Consider the following 12950-nt stretch of genomic DNA (forward strand, 5'->3'; position numbering starts at 1 on the left):
CGACACGACACGCTGGGAATGCCAGCATTGCTGGTTGTAACATCGTTGCGGTAAGGTCGAAGCTCGTTCACTGATAATAATTCCGGGCCATCATGACCAGCAAACTCGACAGTCTTCGCCAGCACACCCTGATCGTCGCTGATACCGGCGACATCGATGCCATTCGGTCCCTCGAGCCGGTGGATGCCACCACCAACCCTTCCCTGCTGCTCAAGGCGGCGCAGCAGTCCGAGTATGCCCACCTGCTGGACCAGGCGCTGAAGCAGGCGGCGGGCAGCTATGACATGATCACCGACGCCTGCGACCACTTTGCCGTGGCGGTGGGCCGCGAGATCACCCAGCTGGTGCCGGGTCGGGTGTCCACCGAGGTGGATGCACGGCTGTCCTTTGACCGCCGGGCGACCATCGACAAGGCGCGCAAGCTGATCGAGCTGTACGAGCAGGCGGGGGTAACCCGGGACCGGGTGCTGATCAAGATTGCCTCGACCTGGGAAGGCATCCAGGCGGCGGATCAGCTGGAGCGCGACGGCATTCAGTGCAACCTGACGCTGCTGTTTTCCTTCGCCCAGGCCCAGGCCTGTGCCGATGCCGGCGTGTTCCTGATCTCCCCCTTCGTCGGCCGCATCTACGACTGGTACAAACAACGGGACGGCCGCGATTATCAGGGCGCGGAAGACCCGGGTGTGCAGTCGGTGGCGCGCATCTACCGCTATTACAAGCAGCACATGTACGCGACCGTGGTGATGGGCGCGAGCTTCCGTAACGTCGGGCAGATCGAGGCGCTGTGCGGTTGCGATCGCCTGACCATCAGTCCGGCCCTGTTGCAGGAACTGGCCCGGACACCCGGTGAGCTGTCCCCTGCTGCGCACCTGTCGCAGGCCAGCGAAGATGAGCGTGACGTGCTGGATGAGCCACGCTTTCGCTGGGCCCACAATGAAGACGCCATGGCAACCGAGAAGCTGGCGGAGGGGATTCGTGCCTTCGCCGCAGACCAGCGCAAACTGGAGCAGTTGCTGGCCCAGCGGGCGGGCTCAGCAGTCGTCTGATTCGTCGGCCTGCTCGAGACAGGTCACCAGATCAATGAAGGCGTTGCGGTTGTGGTCATTGAGGTCCATCAGCAGGCGATGGGCCTCGAGCACCCGTGACCGGACCTGCTCTTCGGAGAGGGTCTGGGGTGGCAGCTCCTGAAGCTCGGCGTCGGTGGGGGTGCTTTCCGGCACGATGTTGAAGATCTGCTCAAAACCCATGCTCTGCAGCAGGCGAAGCATGTCCTCGCGTGGGGATACCAGCGTCGGGAGCAACCCGACCCGCTCGGTGGACAGGATCGACAGCTTGGCCAGCAGGCCCAGGGAGGTGCTGTCGATGTTCTCGGTCTCGGTCAGGTCGATGACGATCGAGCGGAAGTGCAGCGCGCAGACAATCTTCTCGATGTAGGCGTCCAGCGCTGCGCTGAGCGTCAGCCGCACATCACCGAGAAACTTGAGGACAAAGGTTCCGTCGGACTCGGCAAACTGAATCCTGCCCGTGGTCATCATTGCTGTTTCCTGCTCAACATCAATACCGAGATATCGTCCGGCATCACTCGCGGCTCCTCCAGTCCCAGCAATTGCATGAAGCGGGGAAGATCGCCGCAGGCCTGCTCGACCAGAGAGGGCAGGCGATCTTCCTTCTCCTTCAAGGTAGTCCCTTCCACGCAATCAAGCACACCGTCAGAACACAGGGTCAGGGTGAAGGTGTCGGGCAGCGGTATTTCGTGGTTCTCGTACTCGGCGTCATCGAACAGCCCCACGGGTTTGCCCTTGCCCTGCAGGTAATCTGCCTTGCCGTCGACCAGCAGCACCGGCAGTGGCAGGTGGCCGCCGACGCTGTAGGTCAGTGTCTGCTGCTGTTCGTCGATGACGCCGCCGAGCATGGTCACGTGCTTGCCCAGCTTGCAGCTGATCAGGCTGCGGTTGATGTGGTCCAGCACATCGGAGGGCTGAAAGGCGATCGGGCCGTGCTCGTGCGTCTTGCGCTGCTCATAGAGCAGGCGCGTGGTCATGAACTTGAGCAGGACGGTGGCGAACGCCGACGAAGCCCCGTGGCCGGATACGTCGGCCAGGTAGAAGGCCAGTTGGGTCTCGGAGATGCGGAAATAATCGACGAAGTCGCCGGAGAGGTACAACGAGGGAAGAATGCGGTGCTCGAACAGGAAGTCATTGCTTGGCCAGGGGGACGGCGGCAGCATGTTGAGCTGCACCTGTCGCCCCGCTGCCTGGTCATCGCGCAGTTCTCGCAGGCGGTTTTCCAGCTCGAGATTGGCCCTCTCCAGGCGTTCGCGGATGCGCTCGTTCTCGTTGCGCAGGCGGGCCCGGTCGAGCGTGCGTCGCACCGCGTGCTCGAGCACTTCGAGGTCATCCTGCGGGCGGATGAGGTAATCACTGGCCCCCTGGCGCAGCGCCTCGACCACATCGCTCATCACGCCGTCGGCGGAGATCACGATGGCTGGAGTGCCGGGGCCGACCTCACCAAGCCGGGAGAGCAGATCAATGCCGCTCATGCTGGCATCCTCGATCTGCAGGTCGCACAGCACCAGCTCGGGCTGCTCGCTGGCCATGAGGGTCAATCCGTCCCGCGCAGTGCCAGCCTGCAACACCTCGAAACCACACTGCTCGAGATGAATCGCAATGCTGTGACGAACCTTGTCGTCGTCATCGATAACCAGCAGGGAAGTGCCAGGACGCTGCATAGATTTCCTACGTCAAACCGCAAGCCGGGAGAAGCTCATCGGCGGACCTTACTCTTATCCGTCACGGCAGGCAACCTGCCGAAAAGCTAGAACTCGTCCTCCACCTGCCCGTCCCTGACCTTGAACTCGCGGTTCTGCAGCCAGGCGTTGCGGATGAAGCGATATTTGTCACCACGGATCAGTCGTTCCTGCGGCAGCAGGCCAGCCCGGGTGTCCACCACATCCACGCCGATGGCGGTGTTTCTGCTGGGGACGTGGTCCATATGGGGGCGGTAGCTGAGCTCCGCCAGGCTTTCTGCAGCGAAGCCGCCGGTGTCACGTACTGTGCTGGGGCCGAGGAACGGCAGCATGACGTACGGACCGCTGGGCATACCCCAGGCGCCGAGGGTCTGGCCGAAGTCTTCATCGTTGCGCTGCAGGCCCATGCGCGTGGCCACGTCGAAGATGCCCACCACACCCAGGGTGGTGTTGAGCATGAAGCGTGACAGGTCGATGCCGGCGTCGTGCAGCTTGCCCTGCAGGACGTTGTTGACCAGGTTCTTCGGCTCGCCGAGGTTGTTGAAGACGTTGCTGATGCCGTCATTCAGCGGCTGCGGCATGATTCGGTCGTAGCCCCTGGCAACGGGACGCAGGGCGTAGGTGTCGAGCGTGTCGTTGAACCGAAATACGACGCGGTTGACCGGCTCCCAGGGGTCCGGGTTGTGGAAGTCTTCCTCGTAGTAGTCACCATCGACCGCCAGCGCGGGCGAGGCCACCGACAGGGCCAGCAGTCCGGCAAGCAGGCTGCGGGCGGTTGCGTGCGTCAGTTTCATTCTCGGCTACTCTCCACAAAGGACTCCTGGGCAGACACCGCAGGCTGGCCGGCCAGTATAAAGCAATTTGCCCGCGCCGCAGCAAGCCCATGCAGCCGCACTCACCGGCCGTGCTGCTGTCTATAGTGTAGCTATCATGCGTATCACCAAGGAGCAGTTCATGTCGGAGCAACAATTACGAGACCAGCTTGAAGCCCTGCGCCAGACGCTGGACGACCGGGAAATTCAGCTGTCCATCGAAGAGCGCAGCGCGCTGGAGTCGCTGGCCAACAACCTGGAAGCGCGGCTGCTCGTGCGCGAAGCGAACGACGAAAGCGTAGCGGACCCGAGCCTGGTGGATGGCGTGCATCTGATGATTGAGGAGTTGGAGGTAAGGTATCCCAGTACGGCGACCATGGTGCGCAACATCATGCAGACGCTGTCGAATATGGGTATCTGAAGGGGCGCGCTTTGCGCGCCAATCGCGGCGAGGTCGCCGCTCCTACAAAACACAATGCATACCATTCCGAGCTGTAGCGTGTAGGAGCCCCGACCTCGGGGCGATCGGGCTGCGAAAGCAGCCCCGGCGGACGATGCGGCGTCCCGGTTACTGCCTGGCCAGGCGCAGATTATCCGGCATGCCGGGCTGGGTGGAGCGCCAGGGATTGATGTCCAGGCCTCCGCGGCGCAGATATCGGGCGTAGACGCTCAGCTCGCAGCCCTCCCCCAGCACCCGATGCAGGTCCAGGAAAATCCGCTCCACGCACTGCTCATGAAAATCCGCATGCTGCCTGAAGGACACCAGATAGCGCAGCACGCTGGCGCGGTCCAGCGCGGGGCCGGCGTAGCTGATCATCACGCTGGCCCAGTCCGGCTGACCGGTGACCGGGCAGTTGGACTTGAGCAGGTTGCTGTTCAGCGTCTCGCGCACCAGCCCTCCGCGGGCCGCCAGTTTCAGCAGGCCGGGGTCGTATTCGTAGGTGTCGATGTCCACATCCATGCCGTCCAGCGACTCTCCCGGCAGGCGGGCTATGCCCAGCAGCTGCAGGCGGTGCATGTCCATCAGCCTTACCATCACCGGCGCCTGGGCGGTTACGCTGAGGTCCGACTCCATGGTGCGCAGCAGCTCGGCACGGTCGCTGAACACCGTCTGGTTCAGGGAATTGAGATACAGCTTGAAGGACTTGGACTCGACGATGCGGGCGCCCGGCGTGAGCGGAAACACGAACTCCACCGCAGCGACATCCGGCTTGCCGCTGGGCGTCAGCCAGGACACTTCATAGCTGTTCCACACATCGGCGCCATTGAAAGGCAGCCGCTCCGGGTCCAGGCCGAGGCCCTCCCAGATGGGCTGGCGCGGGATCGGATAAAGAAGCGAGGGGGTATAGATACCGCTGTATTCGCTGGTCTTTCCGAGGGGCGATTGGTCTGCCGGATGCATCTGCGGGGTCTCCTTGGTCTGAGCCCCGCAAGCATACCGTTACAGCCGCGTCAGGCCAACAGGATTACTGACGCAGCCCGGTGCCCCGCACCAGCAGGCGGTAGCTGTACGCATACAATCCGACCACGAATACCGACATCAGCAACACGGCTACACCGATATTGATGTCGGACACCCCCAGGATGCCGAACCTGAAAGCGTTGACCATGTGCAGGATGGGGTTGAGCATGGACACGCCCTGCCAGAATTCCGGCAGCATGTGAATCGAGTAGAAGACCCCACCCAGATAGGTCAGCGGGGTCAGAACGAAGGTCGGCACGATGGAGATGTCATCGAAATTGCGCGCATACACCGCGTTGATGAAACCGCCCAGCGAAAACACCAGCGAAGTGAGGAACACCACCCCGATGGTCAGGCCGATGTGCTGCACATGGAGCCGGGTGAAGAACAGCGAGGTAATGGTCACGATCAGCCCAACGCCCAGGCCCCGGGCCACGCCACCGAGGGTATAGCCCAGCAGAATGACGTGGGGCGAAACCGGTGCGACCATCAGTTCTTCGATGGAGCGCTGGAACTTGGTACTGAAGAAGCTCGAGACCACGTTGGAATAACTGTTGGTGATCACCGCCATCATGATCAGCCCCGGCACGATGTAATCGATGTACTCGAAACCGCCCATGTCGCCGATGCGGTTGCCGATCAGGTTGCCGAAGATGACAAAGTACAGCGCCATGGTGATGCTCGGCGGCAGCAGTGTCTGGGGCCAGATACGGGTGAATCGACGGATTTCCTTGACCAGGATGGTGCTGAAGGCAATCCAGCTGTGGCGCCGATAACTCATGCGGTTGCTGCTCCCTTGTCCCCGTTGTGTTCCACCAGGCGCAGGAAGAGCTCCTCCAGTCGGTTGCTCTTGTTGCGCATGCTCAGTACCTCCACGCCCTGCCCGGCCAGCTCGGCGAACAACCGGGTAAGCCCCTGTTCCCGGTCCACATGGACTTCGAGGGTATGCTCATCGACCAGCTCGCAGGTATAGCTGGCCAGCTGCGGCGCGCGTTGCAGGGCATCGCGGCAGTCGAGCAGGAAGGTTTCGACCTGCAGCTTCTGCAGGAGCGAGCGCATGCTGGTGTCGTGGATGATCCTGCCGCCATCGATGATGGCGATATTGCGACACAGCTGCTCGGCCTCTTCCAGGTAGTGGGTAGTGAGAATGATGGTCACCCCCTGGGCGTTGATTTCCTGGAGGAATTGCCACATGGATCGGCGGATTTCGATATCCACGCCGGCGGTGGGTTCATCGAGGATCAGCAGCTTCGGCTCGTGGATCAGCGCCCGGGCAATCATCAGCCGCCGCTTCATGCCGCCCGACAGCATGCGGGTCGCCACGTCGCGCTTGTCCCACAGACTGAGGCGGCGCAGGAAGCGCTCGGCGCGCTCGCGCGCCTGCTTCGCCGGAATGCCATAGTAGCCCGCCTGGTTGATGAGAATGTCATGCACCTTCTCGAACTGGCTGAAGTTGAACTCCTGCGGCACCACGCCGATGCAGCGCTTTGCCGCCATCAGGTCGGTATCCAGGTCGTGCCCGAAAACGCTCACCTGGCCTGCGGTCTTGTTTACCAGTGAGGACAGGATGCCGATGGTGGTGGACTTGCCCGCGCCATTGGGCCCCAGCAGAGCGAAGAAGTCGCCCTGGGCCACTTCCAGATCGACACCCTTCAATGCCCGCATCCCGTTGGGGTAGGTCTTTTCCAGCCCCCGAATCTTGATCGCTGTCGTCATGCCCTGTCCGTTATGCCCGTGAATCAACACCAACTCTCTGATATGGGGTCGAAAATTGCCAATTCAACCCGCTGGATGCTTACAAAACTGCTACAAATGTGACTCCCCAGTCGATTGTAGGCACCGGTGGCCAAACGTATGCTTCAGCGTGACAAGAATAACCACACTCATACGGAGACTTGCCAATGCCGCAACCGCCAGATTCATCGGCATCTGCCAGGGACGACCTAGCCAGCCGCATCACCCCGCGCTATCGCCGCTGGGCCCTGTTCCTGCTGGTGCTGGCCTACACATCCAGCCATGTCGACCGCAACATCGTCGGCATCCTGATCGAGCCGCTGAAGCAAGACCTGCTGCTGTCCGACACCCAGCTCGGATTCCTTTCAGGCATTGCGTTCGCGCTCTTCTACGCGACCCTCGGCATTCCGATCGCCGTCTGGGCGGACCGTTCCAACCGTCGCAACATCATCGCCTGGGCCATCGCCATCTGGAGTCTGATGACGGCCGTCTGCGGCCTGGCGCAGAACTTCTGGCAGCTGGCCGCCGCGCGGGTCGGGGTGGGCATCGGCGAGGCCGGCTCCAGCCCGCCGTCGCACTCCATGCTCTCAGACCTGTATCCTAAGGAGCAACGTTCCAGTGCCATGGCACTGTACTCGCTGGGGGTCTACTTCGGCATCATGATCGGCTTCCTGGTCGGCGGCTTTGTGGCAGATGCCTGGGGCTGGCGTGCGGCCTTCTTCATCGTCGGTCTGCCGGGCCTGGCCATCGCGGCGCTGGTACGCTTCACCATGATCGAGCCGCCCCGCGGCTTCGCTGATGGGGTTGCGCCCCCGCCCCGCGGCAAGATCAACATCAAGGCCGGCATGGCCGTGCTGTGGCGCGTGCGCACTACCCGTCACGTGGTGATCGGTGTGACGCTGACCGCACTGGTGGGCTACGGCACCATCGTCTGGAACCCGGCCTTCCTGATGCGCAGCCACGGCCTCAACGCCGCACAGGTCGGCATCCTGTTGGGGCCGCTGCTGGGTATCGTCGGTGGCCTTGGCGCCTGGATGGGCGGAATACTGGCTGATCGCCTGGCGGCCAGAAACCAGAGCTGGAACGCCTGGATCGTCGGCCTGGCGAAGATTCTGGCCATCCCTTTCATCATCGCCTTCTATACCCTCGACAATACCTATCTGGCATTGGCGGCCTACATACCGGCCGTGTTCCTCGGCGCGTTCTATCTGGGACCGAGCTTTGCCATGATCCAGAGTCTGACGCCCCTGCGCAGCCGGGCGCTGGCGTCGGCGGTAATGCTGCTGGTGCTGAACCTGTTCGGCCTGGGCTTCGGTCCGCAGCTGATCGGTCTGGCCAGCGACCTGATGGGCACCCTGCATGGCGTGGAAAGCCTGCGTTATGCGCTGATCGGCGCTGCGCTGATCAACATCTGGGCCTGCTGGCACTACTACCTCGCCGGCCGCAACATCAAGTACGACACCGCCCACATGGAGCCCTGAGGCTCCCTCCTCCGCGGTGCGGCTGCCCCATGGCGCCGCACCGCCCGCTTTCGGTCAACCCAGGGCCGTATCCAGAAACATCATCACACCGAAACCTATCATCAGCCCCATGGTGGCAGGCGTCTGGTGACCATTGCGGTGGGTCTCGGGAATGACCTCATGGGAAACGACAAAGATCATCGCCCCGGCTGCCAGGCCCATGCTCACCGGATAGGCAATGGCGAAGGCGCTGGACATGCCGATACCGATCAGCGCCCCCAGCGGCTCCATGAAGCCTGACAGCGCGGCGACCAGTACCGCCTTGCCCGGCGCCAGACCGATGCTGCGCAGCGCGACGGCGACGGCCAGCCCTTCGGGGATGTCCTGAATGGAAATGGCGGTTGCCAGCGGCAATCCGACACTCAGATCCCCACCGGCAAACCCGACGCCGATGGCCATGCCTTCGGGAATGTTGTGCAGGGTGATGGCCAGCACGAAAAGCCAGACCCGGCTCATGCGCTCGAACACCGGGCCCTGTGCCCCGGTTATCTCGTGTTCGTGGGGTATGAAGTGGTCCAGCCCGAGCATCAGCAGTACGCCCAGGCCCAACCCGGTGACCACCACAGCGGCGGCAGCCAGGCGATTATCGAAGATCGCCTCGCCGGCCTCCACCCCCGGCAGGATCAGCGAAAAGGCACTGGCGGCCAGCATCATCCCGGCGGCAAAGCCCAGCAGGCTGTCCTGCCGGCGACCGGAAATATTGCCCAGCACAAACGCAAGGCAGGCACCCAGTGTGGTGGCTGCGAAGCCGGCAGCCCCACCCATCAGCGCGTAACGCAGGTTGGTGATATTGCCATCATTGATGGCACTCAGCGTACCGAGAAGGATGGCTGCCAGAATCAGCAGTAGGGTGCCGGCCAGGCCGGCGAAGATGAAGGGGCTGCGTTGCGCCTGATTGATCCAGGCAGTACGTAGTTCAAGTGCGATTGACGGTTGTTTCATTTCCTGACGCTTCCGTTGAATCATGCCATGAGCTTACCAGAGCATACCCGTTCGAACCCGGCTCAGGCCCCATAAAAAAAGGGAGCCTGCTTTCGCAGGCTCCCTTTTCACTTTCCCGAATGGGTCAGCTGTTAACGAACACCAGCCGAACGCAGGGCGGACGGAGTGAATTCGTTATACGAGGGGGTGCCGCCGAACTTCGGTGCGGAGGACTCCTCGTTGTACATGCCCAGAGCGATGTAACGGCCTGCCAGCAGGTCGTACAGGGTCTCGGCGGCATAACCGGGCAGCTGCTCGGAGTAGTTCTGGGCCAGATGGCCCTCGCCCACGCGCCACAGAGTGCCACGGCCATCGTAGTGATCGTTCAGCACGATGGTCCAGGAGTCCTCATCCACGAAGAAGTTACGTTGTGCGTAGATGTGACGCTGGCCTGCCTTGACGTTGCCCTGTACTTCCCACACGCGGTGCAGCTCGAAGCGGGTGTGCTCCGGGTTGATGTGACCGGCCTGGAGAATGTCGCTGTACTTCAGTTTCGGGTCGGTCAGCTTGCCGGCGTTGTAGGGAACGTAGATTTCCTTCTTGCCGACCAGTTTCCAGTCGTAACGGTCAGGAGCACCACTGAACATGTTGAAGTTGTCAGTGGTACGCATGCCGTCAGACGCAGTACCCGGACCGTCGTAGGCTACCTGCGGGGCGCGGCGAACGCGACGCTGACCGGCGTTGTATACCCACGCCATGCGCGGCTCTTTCAGCTGATCCAGGGTGTCGTGTACCAGCAGCACGTTCCCGGCCAGACGCGCCGGCGCGTTCACCCGCTGCTTGAAGTACACCAGCACGTTCGCGGCGGATTCCGGATCCACGTCAGGCATGAAGGCCGGACGGGCAACATCTTCCTGGAACTTGATCAGAGTGTAGGAGCCGTTGGTCTGCGGCATGGCCTGAACATAGGAACGCTGCACGTTCTTGCGGAAGGCAGTCAGGTGGTTCCAGACAACCTCGGCGCCCGACTTGGGAATCGGGAAGATGAAGTTGGAGCCGAAGGCGACATTGTCGACGCCATCACCACCGTTAACCAGCTTGGCCTGGCCAGCGGTACGCTTGACCTGGTCATACACTTCCTGCGGGAAGCCGACGCTGCGCTTGGTCTGATAGACCGGCATGCGGAAGGTTTCCGGGTAGCGTTCGAACATCGCGATCTGACCCGGGGTCAGGTTGTCACGGTACTGCTGGTAGTTCTGGGCAGTAATGGTGAACTCGGGCTGTTCGTTGGCGTAGGGGTTTTCCCAGAAGCCGCGTTCGATCTGGCGGCCGGCATCCTTGGGCAGGCCACCGGTCCACTCGGGGATGGTACCGGCTGCGTTGCCGGCCTTCTCTGCGCCGATCGGCGTCAGAGTAGTGCCCAGCTGATCAATTTCGGACTGGGTCAGGCTCTGTGCTGCCACTGCGCTGGCGACCAGGCTCATGGCCAGGCCGCAGGCACCAATGATTACGTTCTTATACATTATATTTTCTCCAAAACCTGCTGCTTAGAAGCTTACGCCGAAGCTGACAGCGGCAAAGTCGCGGTCAACCAGGGTGTTGTACTTGCCATCAAAGAAGTTGGTGTAGCTGATGCTGGCGTTGTACTTGTTGGCGTAGTCGGCATTCAGACCGATGCTGATCGACTTGGCGTTCTCGACGAAGTTCGGGCTGTAGCCCTCAACGTCGTGCGACCAGGCGATATTCGGGCTCAGGTTGATACCGGCAATCACGTTGCTGTAGTCCAGGGCGGCACGGAGGCGGTAGCCCCAGGAGAAGTCGGTGTAGTAACCGTCGTTCTCACACCAGCTGCCGGCGCGCGGCGATTCACCAGGCGCACCCACGTTGGTGGTACATACACCATTGGCATCACGGCTCTGGCCAAACAGGGAGTCACGGCCGAATTTGGTTTCGCCGTTGCCACTGCCAATACCACCGATGTAGTTAGCACCTACTTCACCAACCAATGCCAGACGGCTCGCACCGAAGACACGGTCGATGAAATGGACAGCACTCATGGAGGCCTGCCAGAACTCCTTGCGCTCGTACCCGCGCAGGTAGTCGCCGGCCGCAAGCTCACCCGGGGCATAGCGATGGGTGTTGTCAGCAGCACCCGCACCCAGGAACAGTGCAGCGCGGCTCATGTCGCTGGTATTGATCTGCATGGGCATGTTGGGGCGGTAGCTGATCTCCCCCGCCACGGACATACCGGCGATATCGGTACCGAAGCTGATGCCATACAGGCGGATATCTTCCGGATGCTCGAAGAAGTAACCGGCGCCGCCGAGCGTCCGGCCATCATATCCGGGCGTCAAGTCTCCGGTGACAAGCAGCGAACCCACTTCGTTGGAGTAGATCGGGCTGCGGCTGTGATAGTTCATCGCGTAGAAGCCGAACTCGGTATTATTCAGAGCAGGGGCGAACCAGCGGAAAGCTACACCGAACTGGCCACTGTCGCTGGCTTCCTTGTCTTTGCGTACGCGCGCGATATAAGAGCCTAAATCCTGCTCGCCGAGCGCCTGATCATCTCCAGCAAAGGCGAGGCGGTCGTTACAGCCACGGGCTACGACGTCAGTAGTGGAAAAGAATGTGCCGCAGTTGTCAGCGATAGTCCCGCGCCACTTGAGCTGGTAGAAAGCTTCCATACTCAGGTTTTCGGTGAGACCCTGGGAAAAATACAACATTTCCACCGGCAGCAGACCTTCCTTCAGCTCGGCACCCGGGCGGCGGAAAGCAGAGGCATCGATCGGATTGATCGCGTTGATGCCGTTCTGAATGAAGACACCTTCACCCCAGCTGACAACCTGGCGACCCAGGCGGATGTTGCCGGGGTTATTGCCGATAGAGTAGTTGTGATAGACAAAGGCGTCGAGCAGTTGAACGCCTGCGCCCTTCTGCAGCGGGTGGCGACCGGAATCACTGATGTCGTAGAATTCCTGGCTGCCGTCCTTTGTTTCAAAGTCGTACCAGTAGTTACCACGGATGAAAGCGCCGGAATTACCGTAGCGCAGCTCAAGATCGTGGGAGCCCTTGAAGATCTTGGAGAATACGTCGCCCTTGTCATAGTTCAGGCGACCATCATCGGAGGTCCGAGCGGTTGCTTCGCCGTAGCCCAGCTCCGCATTACCGTAGTACAGCCGCTTGTCGCGACCGGCAGTAGACATGCTCGCGCCGATCGACAGCTGCGAATCCAGTTGCGCTTCAACCTCCCCGATATTGAAGCTCAGGGCGTTGGCAGATCCCGAAAAACTGGCCAATCCGATAGCCAGAGGCAAGGCCGCAAGCGACCAAGCATGCATTTTTTTTGTCATTGTGCTGCTCCGTTTGGGTAACATGAACCTGTGTATCAAAAGACACCTGCAGGACACTGCCGAGTCTGTCATGATGCACGCCCAAACCACCTGCCCTCAATGGCCAATTCGCTTGTCCCAAGCGGCCATTCACAGACTAAATGCGCTCAATAAACGAGGTGAAGTCAATTTGCCACTTGACCCCTGGATGTGGGTCTGCAGGTTTGCAAACAACCGGGATGTTTGTTAAAAATCGCGATGTAGACGGACCCCTGAGGCAGTTCAAGATCCGCGTTTTTCAACGATCCGCATTGAAAGCAAAGCAGGCTGCTGCATCACCCTTATGAGTGACTTACTCTAGAGGTAGCGCCTTCGGGGAAAGCCGGGTTTCGCATGGCGGAATGAAGTTTTACCTTTCTCCTGCGC

The 12950-nt window shown here is 61.2% G+C and carries 12 protein-coding genes; 3 read left to right on the plus strand and 9 right to left on the minus strand.

Going from position 1 to position 12950, the window contains the following annotated elements; genetic code table 11:
- Positions 1-92 precede the first annotated feature (92 nt).
- The gene (gene tal, locus IEW63_RS06205; protein WP_188635742.1) at positions 93-1046 is read left to right on the plus strand and encodes a transaldolase; all 954 of its coding nucleotides are present in this window, start codon (positions 93-95) and stop codon (positions 1044-1046) included.
- Here the strand turns inward: tal and rssC are convergent.
- The 3 genes from rssC to IEW63_RS06220 all read right to left on the minus strand — a co-directional run bounded on the left by rssC (position 1032) and on the right by IEW63_RS06220 (position 3540).
- Entirely contained in the window at positions 1032-1532 is a 501-nt protein-coding gene (gene rssC / locus IEW63_RS06210; protein ID WP_188636061.1) for an anti-sigma factor antagonist RssC, read from the minus strand. The two genes, tal and rssC, sit on opposite strands and share 15 nt — an antisense overlap.
- Positions 1532-2728 (minus strand): PP2C family protein-serine/threonine phosphatase, encoded by a 1197-nt coding sequence (locus IEW63_RS06215; protein ID WP_188635743.1) that lies wholly within the window; start codon positions 2726-2728, stop codon positions 1532-1534. The genes rssC and IEW63_RS06215 overlap by 1 nt, the downstream gene beginning before the upstream one ends.
- 86 nt (positions 2729-2814) lie before the next feature.
- Entirely contained in the window at positions 2815-3540 is a 726-nt protein-coding gene (locus tag IEW63_RS06220) for an MlaA family lipoprotein (protein ID WP_188635744.1), read from the minus strand.
- Between the two features lie 160 nt (positions 3541-3700).
- Here IEW63_RS06220 and IEW63_RS06225 point away from each other — a divergent pair, with 160 nt between their 5' ends.
- The gene (locus IEW63_RS06225; protein ID WP_188635745.1) at positions 3701-3979 is read left to right on the plus strand and encodes a DUF4404 family protein; all 279 of its coding nucleotides are present in this window, start codon (positions 3701-3703) and stop codon (positions 3977-3979) included.
- 147 nt (positions 3980-4126) lie between these two features.
- On the opposite strand, the gene queF is transcribed toward IEW63_RS06225, so the two are convergent.
- From queF to IEW63_RS06240, 3 genes are all read right to left on the minus strand, one after another.
- Positions 4127-4960, minus strand: coding sequence for an NADPH-dependent 7-cyano-7-deazaguanine reductase QueF (gene queF / locus IEW63_RS06230; RefSeq protein WP_188635746.1), 834 nt, complete (start codon positions 4958-4960; stop codon positions 4127-4129).
- A 64-nt stretch (positions 4961-5024) separates the two neighbouring features.
- Entirely contained in the window at positions 5025-5801 is a 777-nt protein-coding gene (locus IEW63_RS06235) for an ABC transporter permease (protein ID WP_188635747.1), read from the minus strand.
- On the minus strand, positions 5798-6736 hold the full coding sequence (locus tag IEW63_RS06240) for an ABC transporter ATP-binding protein (RefSeq protein WP_188635748.1): 939 nt from the start codon (positions 6734-6736) through the stop codon (positions 5798-5800). The genes IEW63_RS06235 and IEW63_RS06240 overlap by 4 nt, the downstream gene beginning before the upstream one ends.
- 185 nt (positions 6737-6921) lie before the next feature.
- On the opposite strand from IEW63_RS06240, the gene IEW63_RS06245 reads away from it, so the two are divergent.
- Positions 6922-8235: a spinster family MFS transporter gene (locus IEW63_RS06245; protein ID WP_188635749.1), complete on the plus strand. Its 1314-nt coding sequence runs from the start codon at positions 6922-6924 to the stop codon at positions 8233-8235.
- A 54-nt stretch (positions 8236-8289) separates the two neighbouring features.
- Here IEW63_RS06245 and IEW63_RS06250 read toward each other — a convergent pair whose 3' ends face one another.
- The 3 genes from IEW63_RS06250 to IEW63_RS06260 all read right to left on the minus strand — a co-directional run bounded on the left by IEW63_RS06250 (position 8290) and on the right by IEW63_RS06260 (position 12545).
- A complete protein-coding gene (locus IEW63_RS06250; RefSeq protein WP_188635750.1) occupies positions 8290-9216 on the minus strand; it encodes a ZIP family metal transporter in 927 nt (308 codons plus the stop codon).
- A gap of 131 nt (positions 9217-9347) precedes the next feature.
- Positions 9348-10718: a DUF1329 domain-containing protein gene (locus IEW63_RS06255; protein ID WP_188635751.1), complete on the minus strand. Its 1371-nt coding sequence runs from the start codon at positions 10716-10718 to the stop codon at positions 9348-9350.
- Positions 10719-10742: 24 nt separating this feature from the next.
- Positions 10743-12545, minus strand: a complete 1803-nt coding sequence (locus tag IEW63_RS06260) for a DUF1302 domain-containing protein (RefSeq protein WP_188635752.1) — start codon at positions 12543-12545, stop codon at positions 10743-10745.
- Positions 12546-12950 lie beyond the last annotated feature (405 nt).

Source organism: Halopseudomonas pertucinogena (genome assembly GCF_014646575.1).
GTDB lineage: Bacteria > Pseudomonadota > Gammaproteobacteria > Pseudomonadales > Pseudomonadaceae > Halopseudomonas > Halopseudomonas pertucinogena.

Coding starts and splice junctions, on each gene's coding strand:
- rssC (WP_188636061.1), bottom strand. CDS start 1,532: ATGACCACGGGCAGGATTCAGTTTGCCGAGTCCGACGGAACCTTTGTC.
- IEW63_RS06260 (WP_188635752.1), bottom strand. CDS start 12,545: ATGACAAAAAAAATGCATGCTTGGTCGCTTGCGGCCTTGCCTCTGGCT.
- IEW63_RS06255 (WP_188635751.1), bottom strand. CDS start 10,718: ATGTATAAGAACGTAATCATTGGTGCCTGCGGCCTGGCCATGAGCCTG.
- IEW63_RS06220 (WP_188635744.1), bottom strand. CDS start 3,540: ATGAAACTGACGCACGCAACCGCCCGCAGCCTGCTTGCCGGACTGCTG.
- IEW63_RS06215 (WP_188635743.1), bottom strand. CDS start 2,728: ATGCAGCGTCCTGGCACTTCCCTGCTGGTTATCGATGACGACGACAAG.
- IEW63_RS06250 (WP_188635750.1), bottom strand. CDS start 9,216: ATGAAACAACCGTCAATCGCACTTGAACTACGTACTGCCTGGATCAAT.
- IEW63_RS06235 (WP_188635747.1), bottom strand. CDS start 5,801: ATGAGTTATCGGCGCCACAGCTGGATTGCCTTCAGCACCATCCTGGTC.
- IEW63_RS06225 (WP_188635745.1), top strand. CDS start 3,701: ATGTCGGAGCAACAATTACGAGACCAGCTTGAAGCCCTGCGCCAGACG.
- IEW63_RS06240 (WP_188635748.1), bottom strand. CDS start 6,736: ATGACGACAGCGATCAAGATTCGGGGGCTGGAAAAGACCTACCCCAAC.
- IEW63_RS06245 (WP_188635749.1), top strand. CDS start 6,922: ATGCCGCAACCGCCAGATTCATCGGCATCTGCCAGGGACGACCTAGCC.
- queF (WP_188635746.1), bottom strand. CDS start 4,960: ATGCATCCGGCAGACCAATCGCCCCTCGGAAAGACCAGCGAATACAGC.
- tal (WP_188635742.1), top strand. CDS start 93: ATGACCAGCAAACTCGACAGTCTTCGCCAGCACACCCTGATCGTCGCT.